Origin of the sequence: Paraburkholderia sp. LEh10, from assembly GCF_017814945.1 — a bacterium.
GTDB lineage: Bacteria > Pseudomonadota > Gammaproteobacteria > Burkholderiales > Burkholderiaceae > Paraburkholderia.
The window spans coordinates 113049-132002 of record NZ_JAGIPX010000009.1 but is presented as its reverse complement, the minus strand read 5'-3'; the positions used below and the strand labels follow the sequence as shown (position 1 = coordinate 132002).

General features: G+C 65.8%; 17 protein-coding genes and 3 pseudogenes. 13 read left to right on the top strand and 7 right to left on the bottom strand.

Features of this window, described 5'->3' with window-relative positions; genetic code table 11:
• Positions 1 to 19: 19 nt before the first annotated feature.
• Complete coding sequence (locus tag J8I87_RS10240; RefSeq protein ID WP_209931336.1) at positions 20 to 529, bottom strand: Lrp/AsnC family transcriptional regulator; 510 nt, start codon at positions 527 to 529, stop codon at positions 20 to 22.
• A gap of 158 nt (positions 530 to 687) precedes the next feature.
• Between J8I87_RS10240 and J8I87_RS10235 the strand changes: the two genes are divergently transcribed.
• Positions 688 to 1704 carry a 1-aminocyclopropane-1-carboxylate deaminase gene (locus J8I87_RS10235; RefSeq protein WP_209931335.1) on the top strand — a complete coding sequence of 339 codons (1017 nt, stop codon included), beginning with the start codon at positions 688 to 690 and terminating at the stop codon, positions 1702 to 1704.
• 216 nt (positions 1705 to 1920) lie between these two features.
• On the opposite strand, the gene J8I87_RS10230 is transcribed toward J8I87_RS10235, so the two are convergent.
• Entirely contained in the window at positions 1921 to 2688 is a 768-nt protein-coding gene (locus tag J8I87_RS10230; RefSeq protein WP_209931334.1) for a DUF4410 domain-containing protein, read from the bottom strand.
• Positions 2689 to 3020: 332 nt separating this feature from the next.
• Positions 3021 to 3209: pseudogene (locus tag J8I87_RS10225) on the bottom strand (hypothetical protein); the annotation flags it as partial.
• A 1-nt stretch (position 3210) separates the two neighbouring features.
• On the opposite strand from J8I87_RS10225, the pseudogene J8I87_RS10220 reads away from it, so the two are divergent.
• From J8I87_RS10220 to J8I87_RS10210, 3 genes and pseudogenes are all read left to right on the top strand, one after another.
• Positions 3211 to 4017 (top strand): annotated as a pseudogene (locus tag J8I87_RS10220) (MFS transporter); the annotation flags it as partial.
• A 30-nt stretch (positions 4018 to 4047) separates the two neighbouring features.
• Positions 4048 to 4863: an NAD(P)-dependent oxidoreductase gene (locus tag J8I87_RS10215; protein WP_209931333.1), complete on the top strand. Its 816-nt coding sequence runs from the start codon at positions 4048 to 4050 to the stop codon at positions 4861 to 4863.
• 83 nt (positions 4864 to 4946) lie between these two features.
• On the top strand, positions 4947 to 5717 hold the full coding sequence (locus J8I87_RS10210) for an HpcH/HpaI aldolase family protein (RefSeq protein WP_209931332.1): 771 nt from the start codon (positions 4947 to 4949) through the stop codon (positions 5715 to 5717).
• Between the two features lie 225 nt (positions 5718 to 5942).
• Here the strand turns inward: J8I87_RS10210 and J8I87_RS10205 are convergent.
• Positions 5943 to 6209 (bottom strand): annotated as a pseudogene (locus tag J8I87_RS10205) (dihydroxy-acid dehydratase); the annotation flags it as partial.
• 197 nt (positions 6210 to 6406) lie between these two features.
• Complete coding sequence (locus J8I87_RS10200) at positions 6407 to 7345, bottom strand: dihydrodipicolinate synthase family protein (protein ID WP_209931331.1); 939 nt, start codon at positions 7343 to 7345, stop codon at positions 6407 to 6409.
• A 249-nt stretch (positions 7346 to 7594) separates the two neighbouring features.
• Here J8I87_RS10200 and J8I87_RS10195 point away from each other — a divergent pair, with 249 nt between their 5' ends.
• Positions 7595 to 7900, top strand: coding sequence for a putative quinol monooxygenase (locus tag J8I87_RS10195; RefSeq protein WP_209931406.1), 306 nt, complete (start codon positions 7595 to 7597; stop codon positions 7898 to 7900).
• Between the two features lie 50 nt (positions 7901 to 7950).
• Positions 7951 to 8337: a DUF488 domain-containing protein gene (locus tag J8I87_RS10190; protein ID WP_209931330.1), complete on the top strand. Its 387-nt coding sequence runs from the start codon at positions 7951 to 7953 to the stop codon at positions 8335 to 8337.
• A 142-nt stretch (positions 8338 to 8479) separates the two neighbouring features.
• Here J8I87_RS10190 and J8I87_RS10185 read toward each other — a convergent pair whose 3' ends face one another.
• Positions 8480 to 9055, bottom strand: a complete 576-nt coding sequence (locus J8I87_RS10185) for an ester cyclase (protein WP_209931329.1) — start codon at positions 9053 to 9055, stop codon at positions 8480 to 8482.
• A gap of 109 nt (positions 9056 to 9164) precedes the next feature.
• Between J8I87_RS10185 and J8I87_RS10180 the strand changes: the two genes are divergently transcribed.
• A complete protein-coding gene (locus tag J8I87_RS10180) occupies positions 9165 to 10079 on the top strand; it encodes a LysR family transcriptional regulator (RefSeq protein WP_209931328.1) in 915 nt (304 codons plus the stop codon).
• Between the two features lie 51 nt (positions 10080 to 10130).
• On the opposite strand, the gene J8I87_RS10175 is transcribed toward J8I87_RS10180, so the two are convergent.
• Positions 10131 to 10493 carry an MFS transporter gene (locus J8I87_RS10175; protein WP_245253831.1) on the bottom strand — a complete coding sequence of 121 codons (363 nt, stop codon included), beginning with the start codon at positions 10491 to 10493 and terminating at the stop codon, positions 10131 to 10133.
• Between the two features lie 364 nt (positions 10494 to 10857).
• Between J8I87_RS10175 and J8I87_RS10170 the strand changes: the two genes are divergently transcribed.
• From J8I87_RS10170 to J8I87_RS10145, 6 genes are all read left to right on the top strand, one after another.
• Positions 10858 to 12534 carry a methyl-accepting chemotaxis protein gene (locus J8I87_RS10170; protein ID WP_209931327.1) on the top strand — a complete coding sequence of 559 codons (1677 nt, stop codon included), beginning with the start codon at positions 10858 to 10860 and terminating at the stop codon, positions 12532 to 12534.
• A 39-nt stretch (positions 12535 to 12573) separates the two neighbouring features.
• Positions 12574 to 13065, top strand: coding sequence for a chemotaxis protein CheW (locus J8I87_RS10165; protein WP_209931405.1), 492 nt, complete (start codon positions 12574 to 12576; stop codon positions 13063 to 13065).
• A gap of 143 nt (positions 13066 to 13208) precedes the next feature.
• Positions 13209 to 14642 (top strand): CheR family methyltransferase, encoded by a 1434-nt coding sequence (locus J8I87_RS10160; protein WP_209931326.1) that lies wholly within the window; start codon positions 13209 to 13211, stop codon positions 14640 to 14642.
• Positions 14623 to 15447 carry a chemotaxis protein CheW gene (locus J8I87_RS10155; protein WP_209931325.1) on the top strand — a complete coding sequence of 275 codons (825 nt, stop codon included), beginning with the start codon at positions 14623 to 14625 and terminating at the stop codon, positions 15445 to 15447. The genes J8I87_RS10160 and J8I87_RS10155 overlap by 20 nt, the downstream gene beginning before the upstream one ends.
• Positions 15444 to 17945 (top strand): hybrid sensor histidine kinase/response regulator, encoded by a 2502-nt coding sequence (locus J8I87_RS10150; protein WP_209931324.1) that lies wholly within the window; start codon positions 15444 to 15446, stop codon positions 17943 to 17945. The genes J8I87_RS10155 and J8I87_RS10150 overlap by 4 nt, the downstream gene beginning before the upstream one ends.
• Entirely contained in the window at positions 17942 to 18949 is a 1008-nt protein-coding gene (locus J8I87_RS10145; protein WP_209931323.1) for a chemotaxis response regulator protein-glutamate methylesterase, read from the top strand. The genes J8I87_RS10150 and J8I87_RS10145 overlap by 4 nt, the downstream gene beginning before the upstream one ends.
• Positions 18950 to 18954: the final 5 nt, after the last annotated feature.

The window sequence follows — 18954 nt, the reverse complement described above, 5'->3', positions numbered from 1 at the left end:
CCGCCGCTGTTTTCGCGCGTCATAGCGGAAACTTCGTCGTCGAAAGGATTTCCCTGAGCACCATGAAGCTGCGGATCTGCCGCACGCCGGGAAGGTACAGCAATTGCTCCGCGTGGAGCCGGTTGAAGCTGTCGCTGTCGCGCGTGCGCACCAGCATGAAGTAGTCGAACTCGCCCGTGACGACGTGGCACTCCATGCAGCCCGACACCTTTTGCGCGGCCTTTTCGAAGGCGGCGAAAGATTCGGGCGTCGAGCGGTCGAGCACGACGCCGATCACCACCAGCATCCCCGCGCCGACCGCTTTCGGATCGAGCAGCGCAACCGTCGCGCGGATCAGCCCCATTTCCCTGAGCCTTTCGACGCGCCGCAAACAGGCGGGCGCACTCAGCTTCACCTTCGCCGCAAGCGCGACGTTCGAGATCGACGCATCCTGTTGAAGCTGTTTGAGGATCGCGCGGTCGATGCGATCGAGCTGCGACAGCGGTGCCGCATCGCCTGAATCTTTGGTTCGTAATTTTGTTGCGCGCATGTCCGGTAATGAAAAACAAAAGTAGGTTGACTCGCTCACTGCCCTTTCGAAAGTAGCTTGGGCCGATTTATTTCGCAAGCTCATTTCGCCGCGTCTTTTCTATCATGTGTTTCAGCGCGGCATCGCCGATGCGCTTCCCAGACCAACGGACCTCGACCATGAACCTGCAACGTTTTCCCCGCTATCCCCTGACCTTTGGGCCGACGCCGATCCAGCCGCTCAAGCGCCTCTCCGAGCATCTCGGCGGCAAGGTCCAGCTCTACGCGAAACGCGAGGACTGCAACAGCGGTCTCGCGTTCGGCGGCAACAAGACGCGCAAGCTCGAATACCTGATTCCCGACGCACTCTCGCAAGGCTGCGATACGCTCGTGTCGATCGGCGGCATCCAGTCCAACCAGACGCGCCAGGTGGCCGCCGTCGCCGCGCATCTGGGCCTGAAGTGCGTGCTCGTGCAGGAAAACTGGGTGAACTATCACGACGCCGTCTATGACCGGGTCGGCAATATCCAGATGTCGCGCATCATGGGCGCGGACGTGCGGCTCGTGCCCGACGGTTTCGACATCGGCTTTCGCAAGAGCTGGGAAGAGGCGCTCGAAAGCGTGCGAGCGGCGGGCGGCAAGCCGTATGCGATTCCCGCCGGCTGCTCGGATCATCCCCTCGGCGGCCTCGGCTTTGTCGGTTTCGCCGACGAAGTGCGCCAGCAGGAAGCGGAGCTCGGCTTCAGGTTCGACTACATCGTCGTGTGCTCCGTGACGGGCAGCACGCAGGCGGGGATGATCGTCGGCTTCGCGGCAGACGGACGCGCGGACCGCGTAATCGGCATCGACGCGTCGGCGAAACCGGAGCAGACCCGCGAGCAGATCACGCGCATCGCGCGGCGCACCGCGGAACAGGTCGATCTGGGCCGCGACATCACCGCGCAGGATGTCGTGCTCGACACGCGCTACGGCGGCCCCGAATATGGCCTGCCGAACCCAGGCACGCTCGAGGCGATCCGGCTGTGCGCGCGGCTCGAAGGCGTGATGACCGATCCCGTCTACGAAGGCAAGTCGATGCACGGCATGATCGACAAGGTGCGGCGCGGCGAATTTCCCGAAGGCTCCAAGGTGCTGTACGCGCATCTGGGCGGCGTGCCCGCGCTGAACGCGTATAGCTTCCTGTTCCGCGAAGGTTGATTTGACGTGGCTTTCGTGAGGCGTTCGCTGGCGAAGCCCGTCGTGTGAATGCAAACGGCGACTATAGCTTCTTGTTCCGCGAGGGTTGATCGGGCGCGCCTCACGCGAGGCGTTCGCTGGTGAAGCCCGCCCTGTGAATGCAAGCGGCGACGCACGATGGCGTCGCCGTTCTTTCTCCTCGCGACGAGCCGGGCCGCACCCCGGCTCCCGCCCCGCTTACTTCGCCTGGTCGCTCGACATCCACCCTTCTTCAACGCCGATCATCGCAACCTGCTTCGCCACTGAATCGGCCAGCTTCTTCGCGTCGCTCGTGACGGTGTCGCCCTTGTGCTCCGAGCCGACGTGCAACGCGCCGCCCACGGCCGCCGACGTCGCGACATGTCCGACCGCCGCGCCGACGCCCGCCGTCTCCGCGACGCCCGGCATATGGCCGCTGTTCGCGTCGGCGTCGAAGGTCTGCACGAGTTGCGGCATGCCGCCCGCGGGCTTGTACAGCACCTGCACGTGCGCCTTCACATCGCTCTTGCCGGCGCCGAGTCCGATCAGCGTGCGACGTCGATGATTGCCGGCGTCGATCGATGACAGATTGCCTTCGATGATCAGCACGTTCTGATCGGCGGGCGGCGGCGCATCAGTGCGGATCACATGCACGCCCATCGATTGCAGCTTCGCGACCACTTCAGCCGTCAGCGCTTCACCCGCGGCGGCGGCTTCCTGCGTTTGCTGCGACTCTTGCGACGCACCCGAGAAGCCCGCGCTCAGCTTATGAACGAGGCCGCTGTCGTCGAGCTTCACGGCATCCGGGTTGCTCGCGAACGTGTAGACGTACACGTTCTCGGGGCGCGCCTGCGTGAGCGTCGAATATTGCGCGGTGTTCGTGACGCTCGCTGCCGCGCAGCCGCTCAGCAGCATTGCGCTGAATGCGAGGGCAGCCGAAGCGCTGCGCAGAGTCTTGCCACGAACGTTGTTGAGAGAAGCAAACATGTCGAAGTCCTGTCATCGGTCAGAAGATTGAGCGGATCGTCCGATGGATTGCTTCACGCGAGGCGGCATCGGCGATTTCACAGTTGCGTGAATCGCCGGTTCGTTTTGTTCTGCAGCTCTGCACGCGGAACGCAGTATGTGCGAGCGGCGGGGGGGAACGCTATCGATGAATTATGTCGGCTTATGTCATGCCGCGCGCGGGCTTGCGCGACGGGCGTCTAACACGTCATGGACGTAGCGGCGCTTCGCCGAAGCCCGCTTCGAGACCGCCTTGCGCGGCGAGAGCGGCACGCCTCCGCCCTCGCGCTTTCACATTTGCAGATGCCCGGCAATCACCGCTGGTCGACGACGGATGTGTTGTACACCGTGCCGCCGATCGTCACGTTGGACAGCGAGATCGCATTCACGTTGTACGCGTAGATCGGCCCTGGCGTCGTGGATGTGGCCGTGCCGTCGCAGACGGGCGTGCCCAGATTGCAGTTCGTGATTGTGACGCCCGAGATGGGGGCAATGCCGGGCGTGGTCACGGGCGGCACGGCGCTGATCTGGGTCGCGCTGTGGCTCGTGTTCTTCCGCAAGCCCGACGAGCATCCGAACCTGTCGGACGAGGAGCGCCAGTACATCCTGAGCGGCCAGGAGCACCGCCCGCAAGACGCGACGACGCGTCCTTCGTGGCGTCACGTGCTGTCGACGCGCCGCTTCTGGGGCATCGCGATTTCGCGCTTTCTCGCCGAGCCTGCATGGCAGACGTTCAACTTCTGGATTCCGCTGTACCTGTTCAGCGTGCGGCACATGAACCTGAAGGAGATCGCGCTGTTCGGCTGGATGCCGTTTCTCGCCGCGGACCTGGGCTGTCTCGTCGGCGGCTATCTCGCGCCGTTCTTCATTCGCCGCTTCAACGTGTCGCTGATCACGTCGCGCAAGCTGGTCATCATCTGCGGCGCAGTGCTGATGGTCGGCCCGGCCTGCATCGGCCTCGCGGCGAGCACGTATGTCGCAATCGCCCTCTTCTGCACAGGCGCGTTCGCTCACCAGGCCATTTCCGGCGCGCTGTTCACGCTCGCCTCCGACGTGTTCGGCCAGCTTGAAGTGGGCACGGCCACTGGCTTTTCCGGGATGTGCGGCTGGCTCGGCGGGATGATCTTCTCGTTGATCGCCGGCGCGTTGGCGACTACCCTCGGCTATAACCCGCTGTTCGTGTGCCTGATGCTGTTCGATGTGATCGGCGCGACCGTCGCATGGAAGCTGATCATCCATGGCGAGCCGTCCGTATCGCCGCGCAAGGCCGCGCCCGCGGACCTCGCCGGGCGGTCGACGTGGGCCCGCTAATTTCCTGAATCCGTGCCACAAGGTTTGACGATGACGAAGAAGATTGCGTTGAGCGGTGCGGGCGGCCAGCTTGGCCGTTTCCTGCGCGCCGCGTTGAATGAACGCGGCGTGAACCTGCGTTGCGCGGCGGGCTCGCGCGCGCTGGAACCGCTGTTCGAGGGCGAAGACGTGATGCACGGCGATCTGCGCGATCCCGCCGTAGTCGACGGGCTGCTGCAAGGCGTCGACGTGCTGATCCACATGGCGGGCACGAGCGTCGAGCGCCCGCTGGCCGAGATCATCGAGAACAACTTGCGCGGCCTCGTCGAAGTGTACGAAGGCGCGCGCCGTCATGGCGTGCGGCGCATCATCTTCGCGAGCTCGAATCACGCGATCGGCATGTACCCCGTCGAAGACAAACTGGCGCTCGACTGTGCGTTCCGCCCCGACGGGTTCTATGGGCTCAGCAAGGCATGGGGCGAATCGCTCGCGCGCATGTACTGGGACAAGCACGGCATCGAAAGCGTGTGCATCCGCATCGGCAGCTGCATCGAAAAGCCGACCGAGTTTCGCCATCTGAGCACCTGGCTCGGGCATGACGACTTCCTGCATCTGATCGACCGCTGCCTCAATGTGCCCGATGTCGGCTTCCAGGTGGTTTGGGGCGTGTCCAACAACACGCGCAGCTATTGGGACAATTCGGCAGCGGCACTTCTTGGCTATCAGCCGCGCCAGAACGCGGAAGACTATGCCGACGAAATCCTCGGCAAACCGAATCCGCTCGATCCCGTCGCCCAGCGCTTTCAGGGCGGCGGTTTCGTCACGATCGACTACACGCCGCCAGAAAAGCGCAACCTGCGGCGCTGAGCGACGCACCGCCCGCCGCGCGCCTGAGCGGCAATCTATGTCTGTAATGACATTGTGGGAACGATCCTTCTGTGGAGAACACGATGAAGCTTCCGGAGAATCCATTCAAACGCGCGCTGCAGGCCGGGCGTCAGCAGATCGGGCTGTGGTCGAGCCTGGCGAGCCATGTGTCCGTCGAGATTCTGGCGGGCGCGGGTTTCGACTGGCTGCTGCTCGACATGGAGCACGCGCCGAATGAACTGCCGATGGTCCATAGCCAGTTGCAGGCGTGCGCGGGCACGTCCGCACATCCGATCGTGCGGCCGCCGTGGAACGACATGGTGACGATCAAGCGCCTGCTCGACAGCGGCGCGCAGACGCTGCTGATTCCTTATGTCGAAACCGAGGACGAAGCGCGCAACGCGGTGGCGTTCACGCGTTATCCGCCCGAAGGCGTGCGCGGCTATGCATCGGCGGCGCGGGCGTCGGGCTTCGGCCGTGTGAAGGACTATCCGAAGCTTTGCGCCAACGAACTGTGCGTGCTCGTGCAGATCGAAAGCCGGCTCGGTCTGCAGAACCTGGAGCGGATCGCGGCTGTCGAGGGCATCGACGGCATCTTCATTGGACCGGGCGACCTGTCCGCTGCGCTTGGGCATGTCGGCGACATCAAGCACCCCGACGTGCAGGCGGCCGTCGAGGATGCGATCAAGCGCATCGTCGCGTTGGGCAAGCCTGCCGGCATCCTGATCGGCGATGAAGCGCTCGCGCGGCGTTATATCGAGTTGGGCTGCACGTTCACCGCGGTAGGCTCCGACATTGGCTTGCTCGCGCGCAATGCCGAGCAACTTGCCGCAAAATTCAAGGCGGCCGGATAGACAAGCTGGTGTCGTGAAGCACCCGTCCATTTGCATCGTGCGGATGGACGGGTGTTTTGTTTTGCGGGTCTTTTTGCGTGGGTCTTTGCGTTTTCCGAAACCACTACTGTGCACCACTGAGCACCGCTGCGCATCTGGATAAATCGTGCCGCGCGCTGTTGCCTCCGCTGTGTTCTTCTGTTTCGGAGACGGACAACACGTCCACCGCATCCGCGCCAGGATCGCTCAGTGAATCTCCGGCTCGCCCGCCTCGGCGCTCGCGCCGCCGCGTTGCAGGAAATCGAAGTCGCAGCCCTTGTCGGCCTGCAGCACATGCACCTGATGCATCGCGCCGTAGCCGCGTGAAAAGCGCGGCGGGGGCGCGACCCATTCGGCCTTGCGCCGCGCAAGTTCTTCATCCGATACCAGCACGTTGAGCTTCCTGTGCGGCACGTCGAGCTCGATCATGTCGCCGTGGCGCACCAGCGCAAACGGCCCGCCGATGAACGATTCCGTCCATCGCGAGGAAGTTTCGGTAGAGCATCGTCGTCGGCTTCTGAAACGGCTCCGACAGCGTTTGCACGGGCAGCTCGATGGGAAAGCCGCCCGCCTGCCAGATGCCGCGCTTCGAGCCGCGCCACGCGGCCCGCCCGCCTCCCTTCAATCGATCAGGGCCATCACAAGGCCATCAAGCGGCCACCACGCGGCTATCAAGCGGCCACCGCGCCCGCAACCTCGCGTTCGAACGCGAGCAACTCACGCGCGGCCTGCGCAACGGCGGCGTGACGCTCGACGGGCGTTTCGCTTAGCAGCGGCAAGATCGAACCCATCTCGGCGATGCCCGAGAACGTGACAGCGTCATGCAGCACGCGAATCAGCGAAATGTTGTCGCGCAATGTTTCGAGCGGCATGAATGCGTCGTACAGGCGCTGCGCTTCGGCGTCGCGGCCTTCCTTTGCGGCGGCCAGCAGCGCCATCACCGCATGCGACGCGATGCAGCCCGAGCCCGTCGTCCATGCCGCGAGGCCGAATTCGCGCAAATGCGTGAGCGCCGGGCGCTCGCCCATCCCGGAGATCACGCGCGACGGGCTCACGCTTTGCAGCAGACGCCGCAGATACGGATCGTTCGACGGGTTCTCGCGAACGATCGCGTACTTGACGGCGATCAGCGTGCCGCGATCGACGAGGCGCGCGAGCGTATTGACATCGACGTAGTCCTCGCTCTTGATGTAGAGCGTGAGCGGCAACCCCGCCGCATCGGCGATGCGCGTCAGTCCCGCTTCGACGCCCGCGGGCGTCGTGAAGCCGGCGAGCGGCAACACCATCGCGGTCCGATACGAGGTTTGCGAAAGGATGCGCGCCTGATCGAGCATCTTGCCGAAGTCGGGACCGATGGCCGGAATCACGCGCGTCGCGGGCGCTGCGCTCGACGACAACATGTCGAGCAACTCGCGGTACTCGCTCACGGCCACGTGATAGAAGTTCGCGTTGCCGCCGTACAGCAGCGTACGCACGCCGCCCGCCTCGATATGGCGGATTAGCTTCTGGTTGGCGTCGATATCGAGCGACAAATCTGCGCGGCGCGCGAGCGGCGGGACTGCCATCACGGTTGAGCCGAATTCGCGCTCGACGATCTGGGACTCGTTCATATGGTCTGGATTCGGGTGAGTTGGCTGACAAGTCTGGAAATTAGCATCGCCCTCCCAATGTTGTCAAACAACTTTTGACGACTTGGTGTTTTCCACGAAATCGTTTGACAACAGCGTTCCGCGCCGCCCGGACGCGCCGTGACCAAAGTTGACATCGAAGGTGACCTACGCGTCGTCGCCTTCGAGGCCGACAGTGGTTAAATGGGAGAGATGCTGAGGGGACCATTCACCGTCACAGGAGGCAAGATGATGATCAAGTACGCACTGTTCGCGCGTTTCGAAGCCAAGCCGGGCAAGGAAGCCGACGTCGAAGCGTTTTTGCAGAAGGGACTGGAAATGGCGAATCAGGAGACCACGACGCCGATCTGGTTCGCGCTGAAGATCGCCGAGCGCACCTACGGCGTCTTCGATGCGTTCCCGGACGAGGCGGGGCGTCAGGCGCATCTCGACGGCCCCATCGCAACGGCGTTGATGGGCGTCGCCGACGACCTCTTCACGGGGCCGCCGCAGATCGGCCGCATCGATGTGCTCGGCATGAAGAACACGCTCTGCTGACAGAGCGGGCGCAATACAAACCCAATCGAAAACCAAGGAGACCTTAGCTCATGGCCATTCGTATCGTTCAACTCGGATCGGACCGCGCGCCCGATGAAGGCGTGCGCATCGGCACCGTGCGGCGCCCGCCGCGCGGCGTGCCGAAAGCCGACTTCGGCAGCCGCAACTACTACGACGTCTGGCTGCCGACGCTGTCGCCGAGCGCGGAACTCGTCACACAGGCGCTGGCGGCCACCACCGACGCCGAGTGGAACGCCTTCGTGCGCAAGTTTCGCGCGGAGATGAACAACGGCGACGCATCGAAGGTGCTCGATACGCTCGCCGCGCTATCGGCCACCGCGAATTTTTCGGTGGGCTGCTACTGCGAGAATGAGAACCGCTGCCACCGCAGCGTGCTGCGTCAACTACTCGCGGATCGCGGCGCGACGCTCGCGTAACCCCGCCAGCCCACGCGTCGCGACCCGACGCCGCGGGACCGGTCAGCACGTTCGGCACGTTCGGCACGTTCTGCACGTTCTGCACGTTCTGCACGTTCGGCACAATCGGCACAACGTGCTCGATCAGACAATCGCACCGCCGTCACTTCGCGACGACGCCAAGCTGTTGCAGGAAGGTCAGGTTGTCTTCGAGATGCCAGTTGTCGGCGATGCGGCCATTCGCGATCCGGTAGATATCCGTTGCGATGAAGTCGATGTTTTGCCCCTGCCCCGGCACGCCCTTGAACTGGCCGGTGAAGTGGCCATGAAAGCGCAGATGCACGACGACGCGATCTCCCGCGACCACCATCTGCTCGATGTCCGCGTGCATGTCGGGCACGGCGGCGCGCACGAACCGCGACGCGGCCAGCGGTCCTTCGATCCCCTGCGCGCGTCCCGCCGGCAGCGTCCGGTCAGTGAAGCCGGGCGCGAGCGCGGCGCGGGCGAGCGCTTCGTCGCCCGTGCTCCAGAACGTGTCGTAGCGGCGCGCCGCGAGGATTTCCGCGTCGCGTTGCGCTTTGGGCAGACTGCGATCGACGCTCAGATGTTGCGGCTCGATGAGCGCATCGTCCGTCGCCGCGTTCACCGGCGCGGCGGCGATCGAACCGATGGCGATCGCCCCGAACGCGAACGCAGCCGACAGCGCACGGCGCAGTGTGCAAGCAGAACGAAGCGGCATGACGAACTCCTTGAAGAAAAACAAAGGTTTGGATGACGGGTATGCTAGTCTTCGCGCCACGGAAGAAATACCGCTTCCACACGGACAAATACTTTCCTTTTTGAGAAGAATGAATGCCACCCGGATCGACAGCCTGCCGGCGCTGATTGCGTTCTCCCATGTCGTGTCGGCGGGCAGCCTGTCAGCGGCGGCGCGCGAAATGGATCTGCCGCTGTCCGTCGTCAGCAAGCGGCTCGCGCAACTGGAGAAAAGCGTCGGCGTGCGGCTGATCCAGCGCACCACGCGCCGCCAGACGCTCACCGAGGAAGGCGCGCTGTTTCATGCGCGCGTCGTGCGAATACTCGACGAGATCGAGCAGGCGGAAGAACTGCTGTCGCAACGCCGGCATGAAGTCAGCGGGCTGCTGCGCGTGACGGCGCCCGGCCAGCTCGGACGCCAGAAGATCGCGCCGCTGATCGCCGATTTTCAGCGGCTGCATCCGCAGCTCGCCGTGCAGCTGGAATTGACGGATACCGTCATCGATCTCGTCGAAGGCGGGCTCGATCTGGCCATCCGCTTCGGCAGCCTCGCGGACTCGTCGCTGATCGCCCGCACGCTCGCGCCGAATTTCCGCGTGCTGTGCGCATCGCCTGCGTATCTGAAGGCGCATGGCGTGCCGAAGCACCCGCACGATCTCACATCGCACCGATGCATTTTGATCGGCGACCAGCGGCGCGCGGAATGGCGCTTCGAAGGCGACGAAAGCATCGCCGTGCGTGTCGACGGCGCGATCGTCACGAACGACGGCGAGGCCGCGCATCTGCTCGCGCTCGCCGACGCGGGGATCGCGGTCAAGTCGATCTGGGACGTCGGCGACGACATTCTGAGCGGCAGGCTGCGACGCGTGCTGCCGCAGCATTCGATGTCAGCGGCGCCGCTGCATGCGATCTATCCGCATAGCCAGCATCTCGCGCCGCGCGTGCGCGCGTTCGTCGATTTTCTGCGCGAGCGGCTTGCACAAGCATGGCGCTGGGACACACCTTGAGCATCAGGCCGCTCGCCTCGCGCGAACCGATGCGTGCGCAATCGTGCGCGACTACGCCGCGATGCCGAGCGCGGCGTATGAAGGAAGCATTCCAATGGCGAGCGTTGCGAGCGCCGCGACGAGCGTCGACGACATGAAGGCGATGCGCCTGCCGCGCTTGTCGCCGAGCAGGCCGAGAAACAGGCCGCCGATGGGCCGTAACAGCTGCCCGATCGCGAGCACCGCGAACGCCAGCGTGGCGGGCGCGGGCCCGATGCCGGGCGGAAAGAACGCGCGCCCGATGTGCTGCGCGAAGAAGCCGTAGATGACGAAATCGAAGATCTCGAGCGCGCCGCCTGTGCTGGCGAGAAGGACCGTCCAGCGCTGACGCGCGCCCAGCGACGTTGACGGCAAGGCAAGCGTATCGTCGAGCATGACAACCTCAGCTATCGCCAGGCACATCGGCCACGCCCGTTTCGAAGCGCTTCAACGGGGGCATTTCGCGGTCGACACCCCGGCCAGAGTGCGTTTCCGACAGCGCATGCTGTTGTTCATCAATTGTTCTCGGCGACAAAGCCGCGCTTCGCAAAGCCTTGTTATGCGTTTCGCAACACACGCGCATCCGCGCGTGGACGGCATCGACGTTCAAAACGCCGAACTGGCGCGGGTTGCGGGCACTTTTTGGGATAATGGAGCGCCGCAGAATCCTGTAGCTTTCCAATAACGTCGGCGTGGACGGCCGGGATGATCGTGATCCTCGGCGCCGCCTATTACTTCAACACTGAAAGAATCATCGACAATGGCCACTGCGACGTCACGCACCAGCGACACCACGCTGCTCGATCCAAAGCACGCGGGCCGCTTCACGCTCGGCAACCGGATCGTGCTCAGCTTCGGCGCGCTGTTCGTGCTGATGCTGGTGATGGCCGCGATCTCGTGGACGCGCCTGCGCGTCATGGACGACGAAGCGCTCAGCATGGGCCGCGACTCGGTGCCCGGGCTCTATCTCGCGACCACGATGCGCGCGACGGCCAACGACGCCTACGCGACGCTCGAACGCGCGCTCTTCGTCGAAGGCAGCGAAGACGGCATGAAGCGCGATTTCGAACATGTGACGCAAGTGCTGCGCCAGTTCGATCAGGTTTCGGCCGAGTATCAGGCAACGCTCTTTCGCAATGAAGACCGCGAGCATTTTCGTTCCTTCAAGGCCGCCTGGGACCTCGCGCTGCCGCAGCTGAACGATGCGCTGCGTGTTGCGCCCGCATCGAAAGAGCAGGCGCGGGCCGCCTTCGTCAAGCTCGCGCCCGCATGGGAAAGCGTGATTCGCGCGGCCAACGAGCTCGTCAACGAGAACCGCCTGCAGGCGGACGAGTCCGCGAGAGCGATCCGCGACTCCGTGACCGGCACCGAAATCACGCTCGCGGCGGCGCTCGGCGTCACGCTGCTCGTCGCGCTCTTCACCGGTTATTCGCTGCACCGCGCGATCACCGTGCCGATGGCGAGTCTCGTCGAGGTGCATAACGTGATGCGCACGGGAAACCTCACGCAGCGACTCAGGCTCGGCCGCCGCGACGAATTCGGCACGCTGGAAGACGGCTTCAACCGGATGGCCGAGGAGCTGGGCAGCCTCGTCGCCCAGGCGCAGAAGTCGTCGCTGCAGGTGACGACGTCCGTCGCCGAGATCGCGGCGACCTCGAAGGAACAGCAGGCGACGGCCACCGAAACGGCCGCGACGACCACGGAAATCGGCGCGACGTCGCGCGAAATCTTCGCGACCTCGCGCGATCTGCTGCGCACGATGAACGAAGTGTCGGCCGTCGCGGAGCAGTCCGCGACGCTCGCGGGCGCGAGCCAGAGCGGACTCACGCGGATGGAAGACACGATGCGCAGCGTGATGGAAGCGGCGGGCTCGGTGAACGCGAAGCTCGCGATCCTCAACGAGAAGGCCGTCAACATCAACCAGGTGGTCGCGACGATCACGAAGGTCGCCGACCAGACCAACCTGCTGTCGCTGAACGCGGCGATCGAAGCCGAGAAGGCGGGCGAATATGGCCGCGGCTTTGCCGTCGTCGCAACGGAAATCCGGCGGCTCGCGGACCAGACGGCCGTCGCCACCTACGACATCGAACAAACGGTCAAGGAGATCCAGTCGGCTGTATCGGCGGGCGTGATGGGCATGGACAGGTTCTCCGAAGAAGTGCGGCGCGGCATGCGCGACGTGCAGCAGGTGAGCGAGCAGTTGTCGCAGATCATTCACGAGGTCCAGACGCTCGCGCCGCGCTTCCTGCTCGTCAACGAAGGCATGCAGACACAGGCGACGAGCGCCGAGCAGATCACGCAGGCGCTCTCGCAGCTTTCCGAGGCTGCGCAGCAGACAGCGGAGTCGCTGCGCCAGTCGTCGCAGGCCATCGACGATCTGACGCTCGTCGCCAATCAGCTGCGTACGGGTGTCTCGCGCTTCAAGATCGAAGCGTGATGTCGATCGCACAGGCGAGCGCCTGATACGGCGGCGATGATGCTCTTTCTTCTCTTCGAACTCGACGCTGACCGCTATGCGCTAGATGCGGCTGCCATCGTCGAAGTGCAGGCGCTTTCGGCCGCGAAGGCGATTCCGGGCGCGCCTGCGTGGGTGGCGGGCGTGGTCGAGCGGCGCGGCGAGCCCGTGCCCGTGATCGATGTCGCGCAGCTTGCGCTTGGCCGGCCGTCGCAGCGCTTGCGTTCGACGCGGCTCGTGTTCGTCCGCTATCTCGACGAGCACGACGGCGAACAGGCCAATCACACGACGTCCACGCACATTCTCGGCCTGATCGTCGAACGCGCGACGCAGACGCGCCGAATCGAATGCGAGCGCTTCGCCGACAGCGGCATCGCGACGCCGCAAGCGCGCTGGCTCGGCCCCGTTGCCACCGACGAACTGGGCATGATCCAGTGGATCGACGTGCAGCAGATGCTCGACGACAAAGTGAAGGCGCTGCTCTTTCAACAACGGCAGGCCGAACCGCGATGAATGTGGCAATGAATGACGCAGTAACGGCCCCCGCAGTAACGGCCCCGATAACGGCCCCGATAACGGCCCCGTTAACGGCCCCATTAACGGCCCCATTAACGGCCCCGATAACGGCCGAAGTAATAGCCCCAACATCCACCGCGATGACGGCCGCGCACACCATCGTCCCGCGCTTCGAAGCGTGGCTCTTGCGGGAGACCGGCATCGACGCATCGTCGCTCGGCGTCAACGCGCTCGAGCGCGCGGTGCTCGAACGCGTGCGCGTCGCGCGTCTTGCCGCGGACGCACACGATGCGAGCGCGCCCGTCGAAGCCGCCGACATCGAAGCGTACTGGCAGCAACTGACGATGTCGCCCGACGAACGCCAGGCGCTGATCGAAACGCTCGTGGTGCCCGAGACCTGGTTCTATCGCGACCGCGAAGCGTATGTGGCGCTCGCGCGACTCGCGAACGAACGACTGGTGCGCGACCCGATGCATGTGCTGCGCGTGTTGAGCGTGCCGTGCTCGACGGGCGAGGAACCCTATACGATCGCGATGACGCTGCTCGATGACGGCATCGGCGAAAACCGCTTCACCGTCGATGCGCTCGACATCAGCGCACGCGTGATCGAACGTGCGCGCGCGGGCATCTATGGGCGCAATTCGTTTCGCGGCCACCCGCTCGCGTTTCGCGACCGGCATTTCACCGCGCTGCAAGACGGCTGGCAACTAAGCGAGCGTGTGCGCGCGACCGTGCGCTTCGCGCATGCCAATCTGTTCGACTTGCAGGCAAACGCGCAGGCGCCGTACGACTTCATCTTCTGCCGCAACGTGCTGATCTACTTCGAGCGCGAAGCGCAGGACCGCGCGATCCGCATGCTCGACGCGTGCCTAGCGGACGGCGGCACGATCTTCGTCGGCCCCGCTGAAACCGGCCTGATGATGCGGCACGCGATGACGTCGGCGCGCATTCCGCTCGCGTTCGCATTCCGGCGCAGCACGGCCGGGGACACGGGCGCGGCGCTCGCGCTCACGCACGTTGCAACGGGCACGAAGAACGCGGCGCCGAACGCTGCGGCGGCCTTCATCGCGCCCAAGCCGGTGCGCGCTTCCACGCTCGATGCAGCCCCGCGAGCCGCGGCACGGCAGCCCGCCAGCCGCGCGATCGCGCCGCCGTCGACGCGCCCCGAACAACGCATTCAAGCCGCGCGGCCCGCCGCCGACACAACGCTCGACACTGCCCGCCGCCATGCCGATGCCGGCGAGTTCGACGAAGCCGAGCGGCTCGCGCACCAGCATGCGACCGTGCATGGCCCGAATGTCGATGCGTTCTATCTGCTCGGCCTGATTGCGGATGCACGCGGCCACAGCGCCACCGCCGCCGACTTCTACCGCAAGGCGCTGTATCTGGACCCGGCGCACTACGAAGCGCTCACGCATCTGGCAGCGCTGCTCGACATCGGCGGCGATCGCCAGGGCGCGCACAACCTGATGCGGCGCGCGCAACGCTCGGCCGCGCAGTCGGCACAATCGGCGCAATCGGCGGCGGACGAACCGCAACGTTCACGAGGATTCCATGCAGCACGACGCTCCTGATATCGCGAGCCCTTCCGCGCGCGTCGACGATTGCTGGAATCGTATCGGCACGCGCGGCGACAACACGTGCCCACGGCTCGCCGTGCATACGCGCTGCCTGAACTGTCCTGTGTTCGCGCAAGGCGCGGCGCGGCTGCTCGACGGCCCGTTGAGCGACGCCGACCTCATGCCGCGCGCCGACGCGGCCACACGGCACGAGCGTGCGGCAACCGGCATCACGACATCGCGCGGCGATGCATCGACGCAGGCCGCCCTCGCCTTTCGCATTGCCGGCGAATGGCTCGCGCTGCCGGTTCACCTGCTGCGCGAAGTCGACGACGTTCGCGCAATCCATTCGCTGCCGCACCGGCGTTCGCGCGCGGTGCTCGGCGTCGTCAACGTGCGCGGCGCGCTGACGGTCGCCGTCTCGCTCGGCGAACTGCTGAACATCGAGCGCACGGGCGACGCTCGCGCATCCGCGCGCAACGGCTATGCACGCATGCTCGTCGCGGCGCACGGCGGCGGGCCCGCCGCGTCTGACAGCGCGCGTCATCACTCGCTTCACAACCCGCTCGACAACTCGCCCCAAAACTCGCTTCACAGCTCGCTTCACAGCTCGCTTCACAGCTCGCTCCCTGTCGCGTTCCCCGTCGATGAAGTCGAGGGTGTCGTGCGCTTTGCTCAGTCCGCGCTGCTCCCCGTGCCCGCGACGCTCGCCCATACGACGGCCTTCCACGCGCGCGGCGTGCTCGCCTGGCGCGACAGGACGATCGGCTTGCTCGACGCCGAACGCCTGTTCGACTCGATCGCCCGGAGCTTGCGATGACGGACGACGACTTGAGCCGCCAGTCGCTGCGCGACCTGTTCCGCGAAGAGGCCGCTACGCAGTCGCGCGTGCTGTCCGCTGGACTTCTCACGCTCGAACAGCGTCCCGCCGACGCCGCCGCGCTCGAAGCCTGCATGCGCGCCGCACATTCGCTCAAGGGCGCGGCGCGGATCGTCGGCTTGCAGGATGGCGTCGATATCGCGCATCTGATGGAAGAATGCTTTGTCGGCGCGCAGCGCGGCGAACTCGAGCTGACGCCCGCGCATATCGACATCCTGTTGCGCGGCGTCGATATGCTACTGCGCGTCGGTGACGCCAAGCCGGCCGCGCCCGTCACGCGCGCGGACATCGACGCGTTCGTGCGGAAGCTGGCGTCGCCCGGGAACGCCGCGAGCGGGCCAAGCGAAGGCGCGCTCGCGAACGACGGCGTGAACAATGGCATCGACGCCTACGCGCTGCTGCAGGCGCAGTTGCAGGCTGAAGCGGACGCAAATGCGCAGGCAGAAGCGGACGCGAATGCGCACACCAATACGCACACCAATGCGCACGCTATTGCGCAGGCAGAAGCAGACGCAATTGCGAACACCAATGCGCACGCAAAAGCGCAGGCAGAAGCAGACGCTAATGCGCACGCAAAAGCGCTTGCCCCACGGCAGCAACCCGCGCCGCTCGCAGCCGCCGACGCAAGCGCTGGCAACGCCGGACAAGACCTCGCGCCGCCGCGCGAGGCGCTCTCGCATGCGTCTGCGCCGTCCGCCGACCGCATGCTGCGCGTGCGCGCCGCGAATCTCGACCGTGTGTTGAGCCTGTCGGGCGAAGTGCTCGTCGAGTCGCGCTGGCTGAAGCCGTTCGCGGCGTCGATGCTGCGCCTCAAGCGCACGCAGCGCGAAACGTCGCTTGCGCTCGACGCGCTCTACGACGCGCTCGCCGAACATCTCGACGATGCCGCGCTCGGCGCGCTCGCCGATGTGCGCACCGCGCTCAACGGCATGCAGCACACGCTCGGCGCACGCATCGACGAGCTCGATCACTATGACCGCAGCAGCTCCAACCTCGCACAACTGCTCTACGACGAAGCATTGCAATGCCGGATGCGTCCGTTCGGCGACGCGACGCACGCCTACCCGCGCGTGGTGCGCGATCTCGCGCGCTCGCTAGGCAAGCGCGTGAAGTTCGAGATCGTCGGCACATCGACGCAGGTGGACCGCGACATTCTCGATCTGCTCGACGCGCCGCTCGGGCATCTGCTGCGCAATGCCGTCGATCACGGGATCGAGACGCCCGACGAACGCCTCGCGCGCGGCAAGCCCGCCGACGCGAACATCACGCTCGAAGCGCGCCACAGCGCAGGCAAGTTGCTGATCAGCGTCAGCGACGACGGCGCGGGCATCGATCTGGAGAAGGTGCGCGCGACCGTGATCCGCCGCAAGCTCGCCGACGAAGACACCGCCGCGCGCCTCGCGGAGCAGGAACTGCTCGATTTTCTGCTGCTGCCCGGCTTTTCGATGCGCGAGCAGGTGACGGACGTATCGGGTCGCGGCGTGGGACTCGACGCCGTGCATGAAATGGTCAAGGCCGTGCGCGGCACCGTGCGCATCTTCAACGAGCCGGGCGGCGGCTCGCGCTTCGTGATGCAGTTGCCGCTGACGCTTTCCGTGGTGCGCAGCCTGCTCGTCGAAGTGGGCGGCGAAGCGTATGCGTTTGCGCTCGCGCACGTGCGCCGCACGCTCGAACTCGCGCGCGCCGACATCGACATGCTCGAAGGCCAGCAGCACTTCGCGTTCGACGGCAAGCCTGTCGGCCTCGTCACCGCGCACCAGTTGCTCGGCACGCAGGCGGTGAGCGAAGCGCGCGAGTCGGTGGCCGTGGTCGTGATCGGCGACGAACGGGAGACGTATGGCGTTGCCGTCGACCGTTTTCTCGGCGAACGGATGCTCGTCGTGCAGCCGCTCGATCCGCGCCTCGGCAAGATCAAGGACATCGCGGCGGGCGCGCTGACGGAGAACGGCGACGCCGTGCTGATCGTCGATGTCGACGATCTGCTGCGCTCCGTCGACAAGCTCGTGCGCGGCGGCCAGCTCGACAAGATCAGCCGCGCGCACGACGTCGCGGTGCGGCGGCGCAAGCATGTGCTCGTCGTCGAAGACTCGCTGACGGTGCGCGAGCTCGAACGCAAGCTGCTGGAAAAGCGCGGCTATGCGGTGACGGTTGCCGTCGACGGGATGGACGGCTGGAACGCGTTACGCAGCGGCGCGTTCGACCTCGTCGTCACCGACATCGACATGCCGCGCATGGACGGCATCGAGCTCGTCACGCTGATCAAGCGCGACCCGCTGCTCAAGCCCGTGCCCGTGATGATCGTGTCGTACAAGGACCGCGACGAGGACCGGCGGCGCGGGCTCGACGCCGGTGCCGACTACTACCTCGCGAAGGGCAGCTTTCACGACGAGGCGTTGCTCGATGCCGTGCGCGATCTGATCGGAGAAGCTTCAGCATGAACATCGGCATCGCCAACGACCTGCCGCTCGCCGTCGAGGCACTGCGCCGCGTGATCGCGCTGCGCCCGGAGCATCGCGTGCTGTGGGTCGCCGCCGATGGCGAAGAGGCCGCCGGCTTCTGCGCCGCGCAGACGCCCGATGTCGTGCTGATGGATCTGATCATGCCCAGGCTCGACGGCGTCGAGGCGACACGCCGCATCATGGCGCGCACGCCCTGCCCGATCCTGATCGTGACGAGCAGCGTCGGCGCGAACACGTGGCGCGTCTATGAGGCGATGGGCGCGGGCGCGCTCGATGCAGTCGATACGCCGACCCTCGCCGTGCCCGGCAACCACGACAACAACGCGCAGTTGCTGCTGCGCAAGCTCGACCAGATCGGCCGCCTGATGGACAAGCCCGCGGCGCCGCGGCGAGCGCCCGTTGCGCCTTTCACGCGCGATGCGCGGCGGCTCGTCTCGATCGGCGCGTCGGCGGGCGGGCCGGCCGCGCTTGCGACCGTGCTGGGCAGCCTGCCCGCGGATTTCGCCGCGCCCATCGTGATCGTGCAGCACGTCGACGAGGTGTTCGCGAGCGGCATGGCGCAATGGCTCGACAGTCAGACGCCGCTCACGGTGCGTACCGCCTGCGAGGGCGAGCTGCCGCGCGCCGGCGTCGCGCTGCTCGCCGCGACCAACGATCACATGCTGCTGATGCAAGACGGCGCGCTGCACTACACTCGCGAACCCGCCGAGCTGCCGTACCGTCCTTCCGTCGATGTGTTCTTTCACAGCGTCGTCGAACACTGGGCGGGCGCGGCGCTCGGCGTGCTGCTGACGGGCATGGGACGCGACGGCGCGATCGGGCTCAAAGCGATGCGCGCGAAGGGCTATGACACGATCGCACAGGACGAGGCGACGAGCGCCGTCTACGGCATGCCGAAGGCCGCGGCGACGCTCGGCGCGGCCCGCCGCATCCTGCCGCTCGGCCGCATCGCCGGCGAGCTGGCGGCATTCGCGCGGCAGTGACGCGG

Excerpts from the sequence above, each read along its gene's own strand:
- J8I87_RS10180 (WP_209931328.1), top strand. The coding sequence starts at position 9,165 with ATGAATGCCACCCGGATCGACAGCCTGCCGGCGCTGATTGCGTTCTCC.
- J8I87_RS10160 (WP_209931326.1), top strand. The coding sequence starts at position 13,209 with ATGACGGCCGCGCACACCATCGTCCCGCGCTTCGAAGCGTGGCTCTTG.
- J8I87_RS10230 (WP_209931334.1), bottom strand. The coding sequence starts at position 2,688 with ATGTTTGCTTCTCTCAACAACGTTCGTGGCAAGACTCTGCGCAGCGCT.
- J8I87_RS10235 (WP_209931335.1), top strand. The coding sequence starts at position 688 with ATGAACCTGCAACGTTTTCCCCGCTATCCCCTGACCTTTGGGCCGACG.
- J8I87_RS10150 (WP_209931324.1), top strand. The coding sequence starts at position 15,444 with ATGACGGACGACGACTTGAGCCGCCAGTCGCTGCGCGACCTGTTCCGC.
- J8I87_RS10145 (WP_209931323.1), top strand. The coding sequence starts at position 17,942 with ATGAACATCGGCATCGCCAACGACCTGCCGCTCGCCGTCGAGGCACTG.
- J8I87_RS10195 (WP_209931406.1), top strand. The coding sequence starts at position 7,595 with ATGATCAAGTACGCACTGTTCGCGCGTTTCGAAGCCAAGCCGGGCAAG.
- J8I87_RS10190 (WP_209931330.1), top strand. The coding sequence starts at position 7,951 with ATGGCCATTCGTATCGTTCAACTCGGATCGGACCGCGCGCCCGATGAA.
- J8I87_RS10215 (WP_209931333.1), top strand. The coding sequence starts at position 4,048 with ATGACGAAGAAGATTGCGTTGAGCGGTGCGGGCGGCCAGCTTGGCCGT.
- J8I87_RS10170 (WP_209931327.1), top strand. The coding sequence starts at position 10,858 with ATGGCCACTGCGACGTCACGCACCAGCGACACCACGCTGCTCGATCCA.
- J8I87_RS10175 (WP_245253831.1), bottom strand. The coding sequence starts at position 10,493 with ATGCTCGACGATACGCTTGCCTTGCCGTCAACGTCGCTGGGCGCGCGT.
- J8I87_RS10240 (WP_209931336.1), bottom strand. The coding sequence starts at position 529 with ATGCGCGCAACAAAATTACGAACCAAAGATTCAGGCGATGCGGCACCG.
- J8I87_RS10210 (WP_209931332.1), top strand. The coding sequence starts at position 4,947 with ATGAAGCTTCCGGAGAATCCATTCAAACGCGCGCTGCAGGCCGGGCGT.
- J8I87_RS10165 (WP_209931405.1), top strand. The coding sequence starts at position 12,574 with ATGCTCTTTCTTCTCTTCGAACTCGACGCTGACCGCTATGCGCTAGAT.
- J8I87_RS10200 (WP_209931331.1), bottom strand. The coding sequence starts at position 7,345 with ATGAACGAGTCCCAGATCGTCGAGCGCGAATTCGGCTCAACCGTGATG.
- J8I87_RS10185 (WP_209931329.1), bottom strand. The coding sequence starts at position 9,055 with ATGCCGCTTCGTTCTGCTTGCACACTGCGCCGTGCGCTGTCGGCTGCG.
- J8I87_RS10155 (WP_209931325.1), top strand. The coding sequence starts at position 14,623 with ATGCAGCACGACGCTCCTGATATCGCGAGCCCTTCCGCGCGCGTCGAC.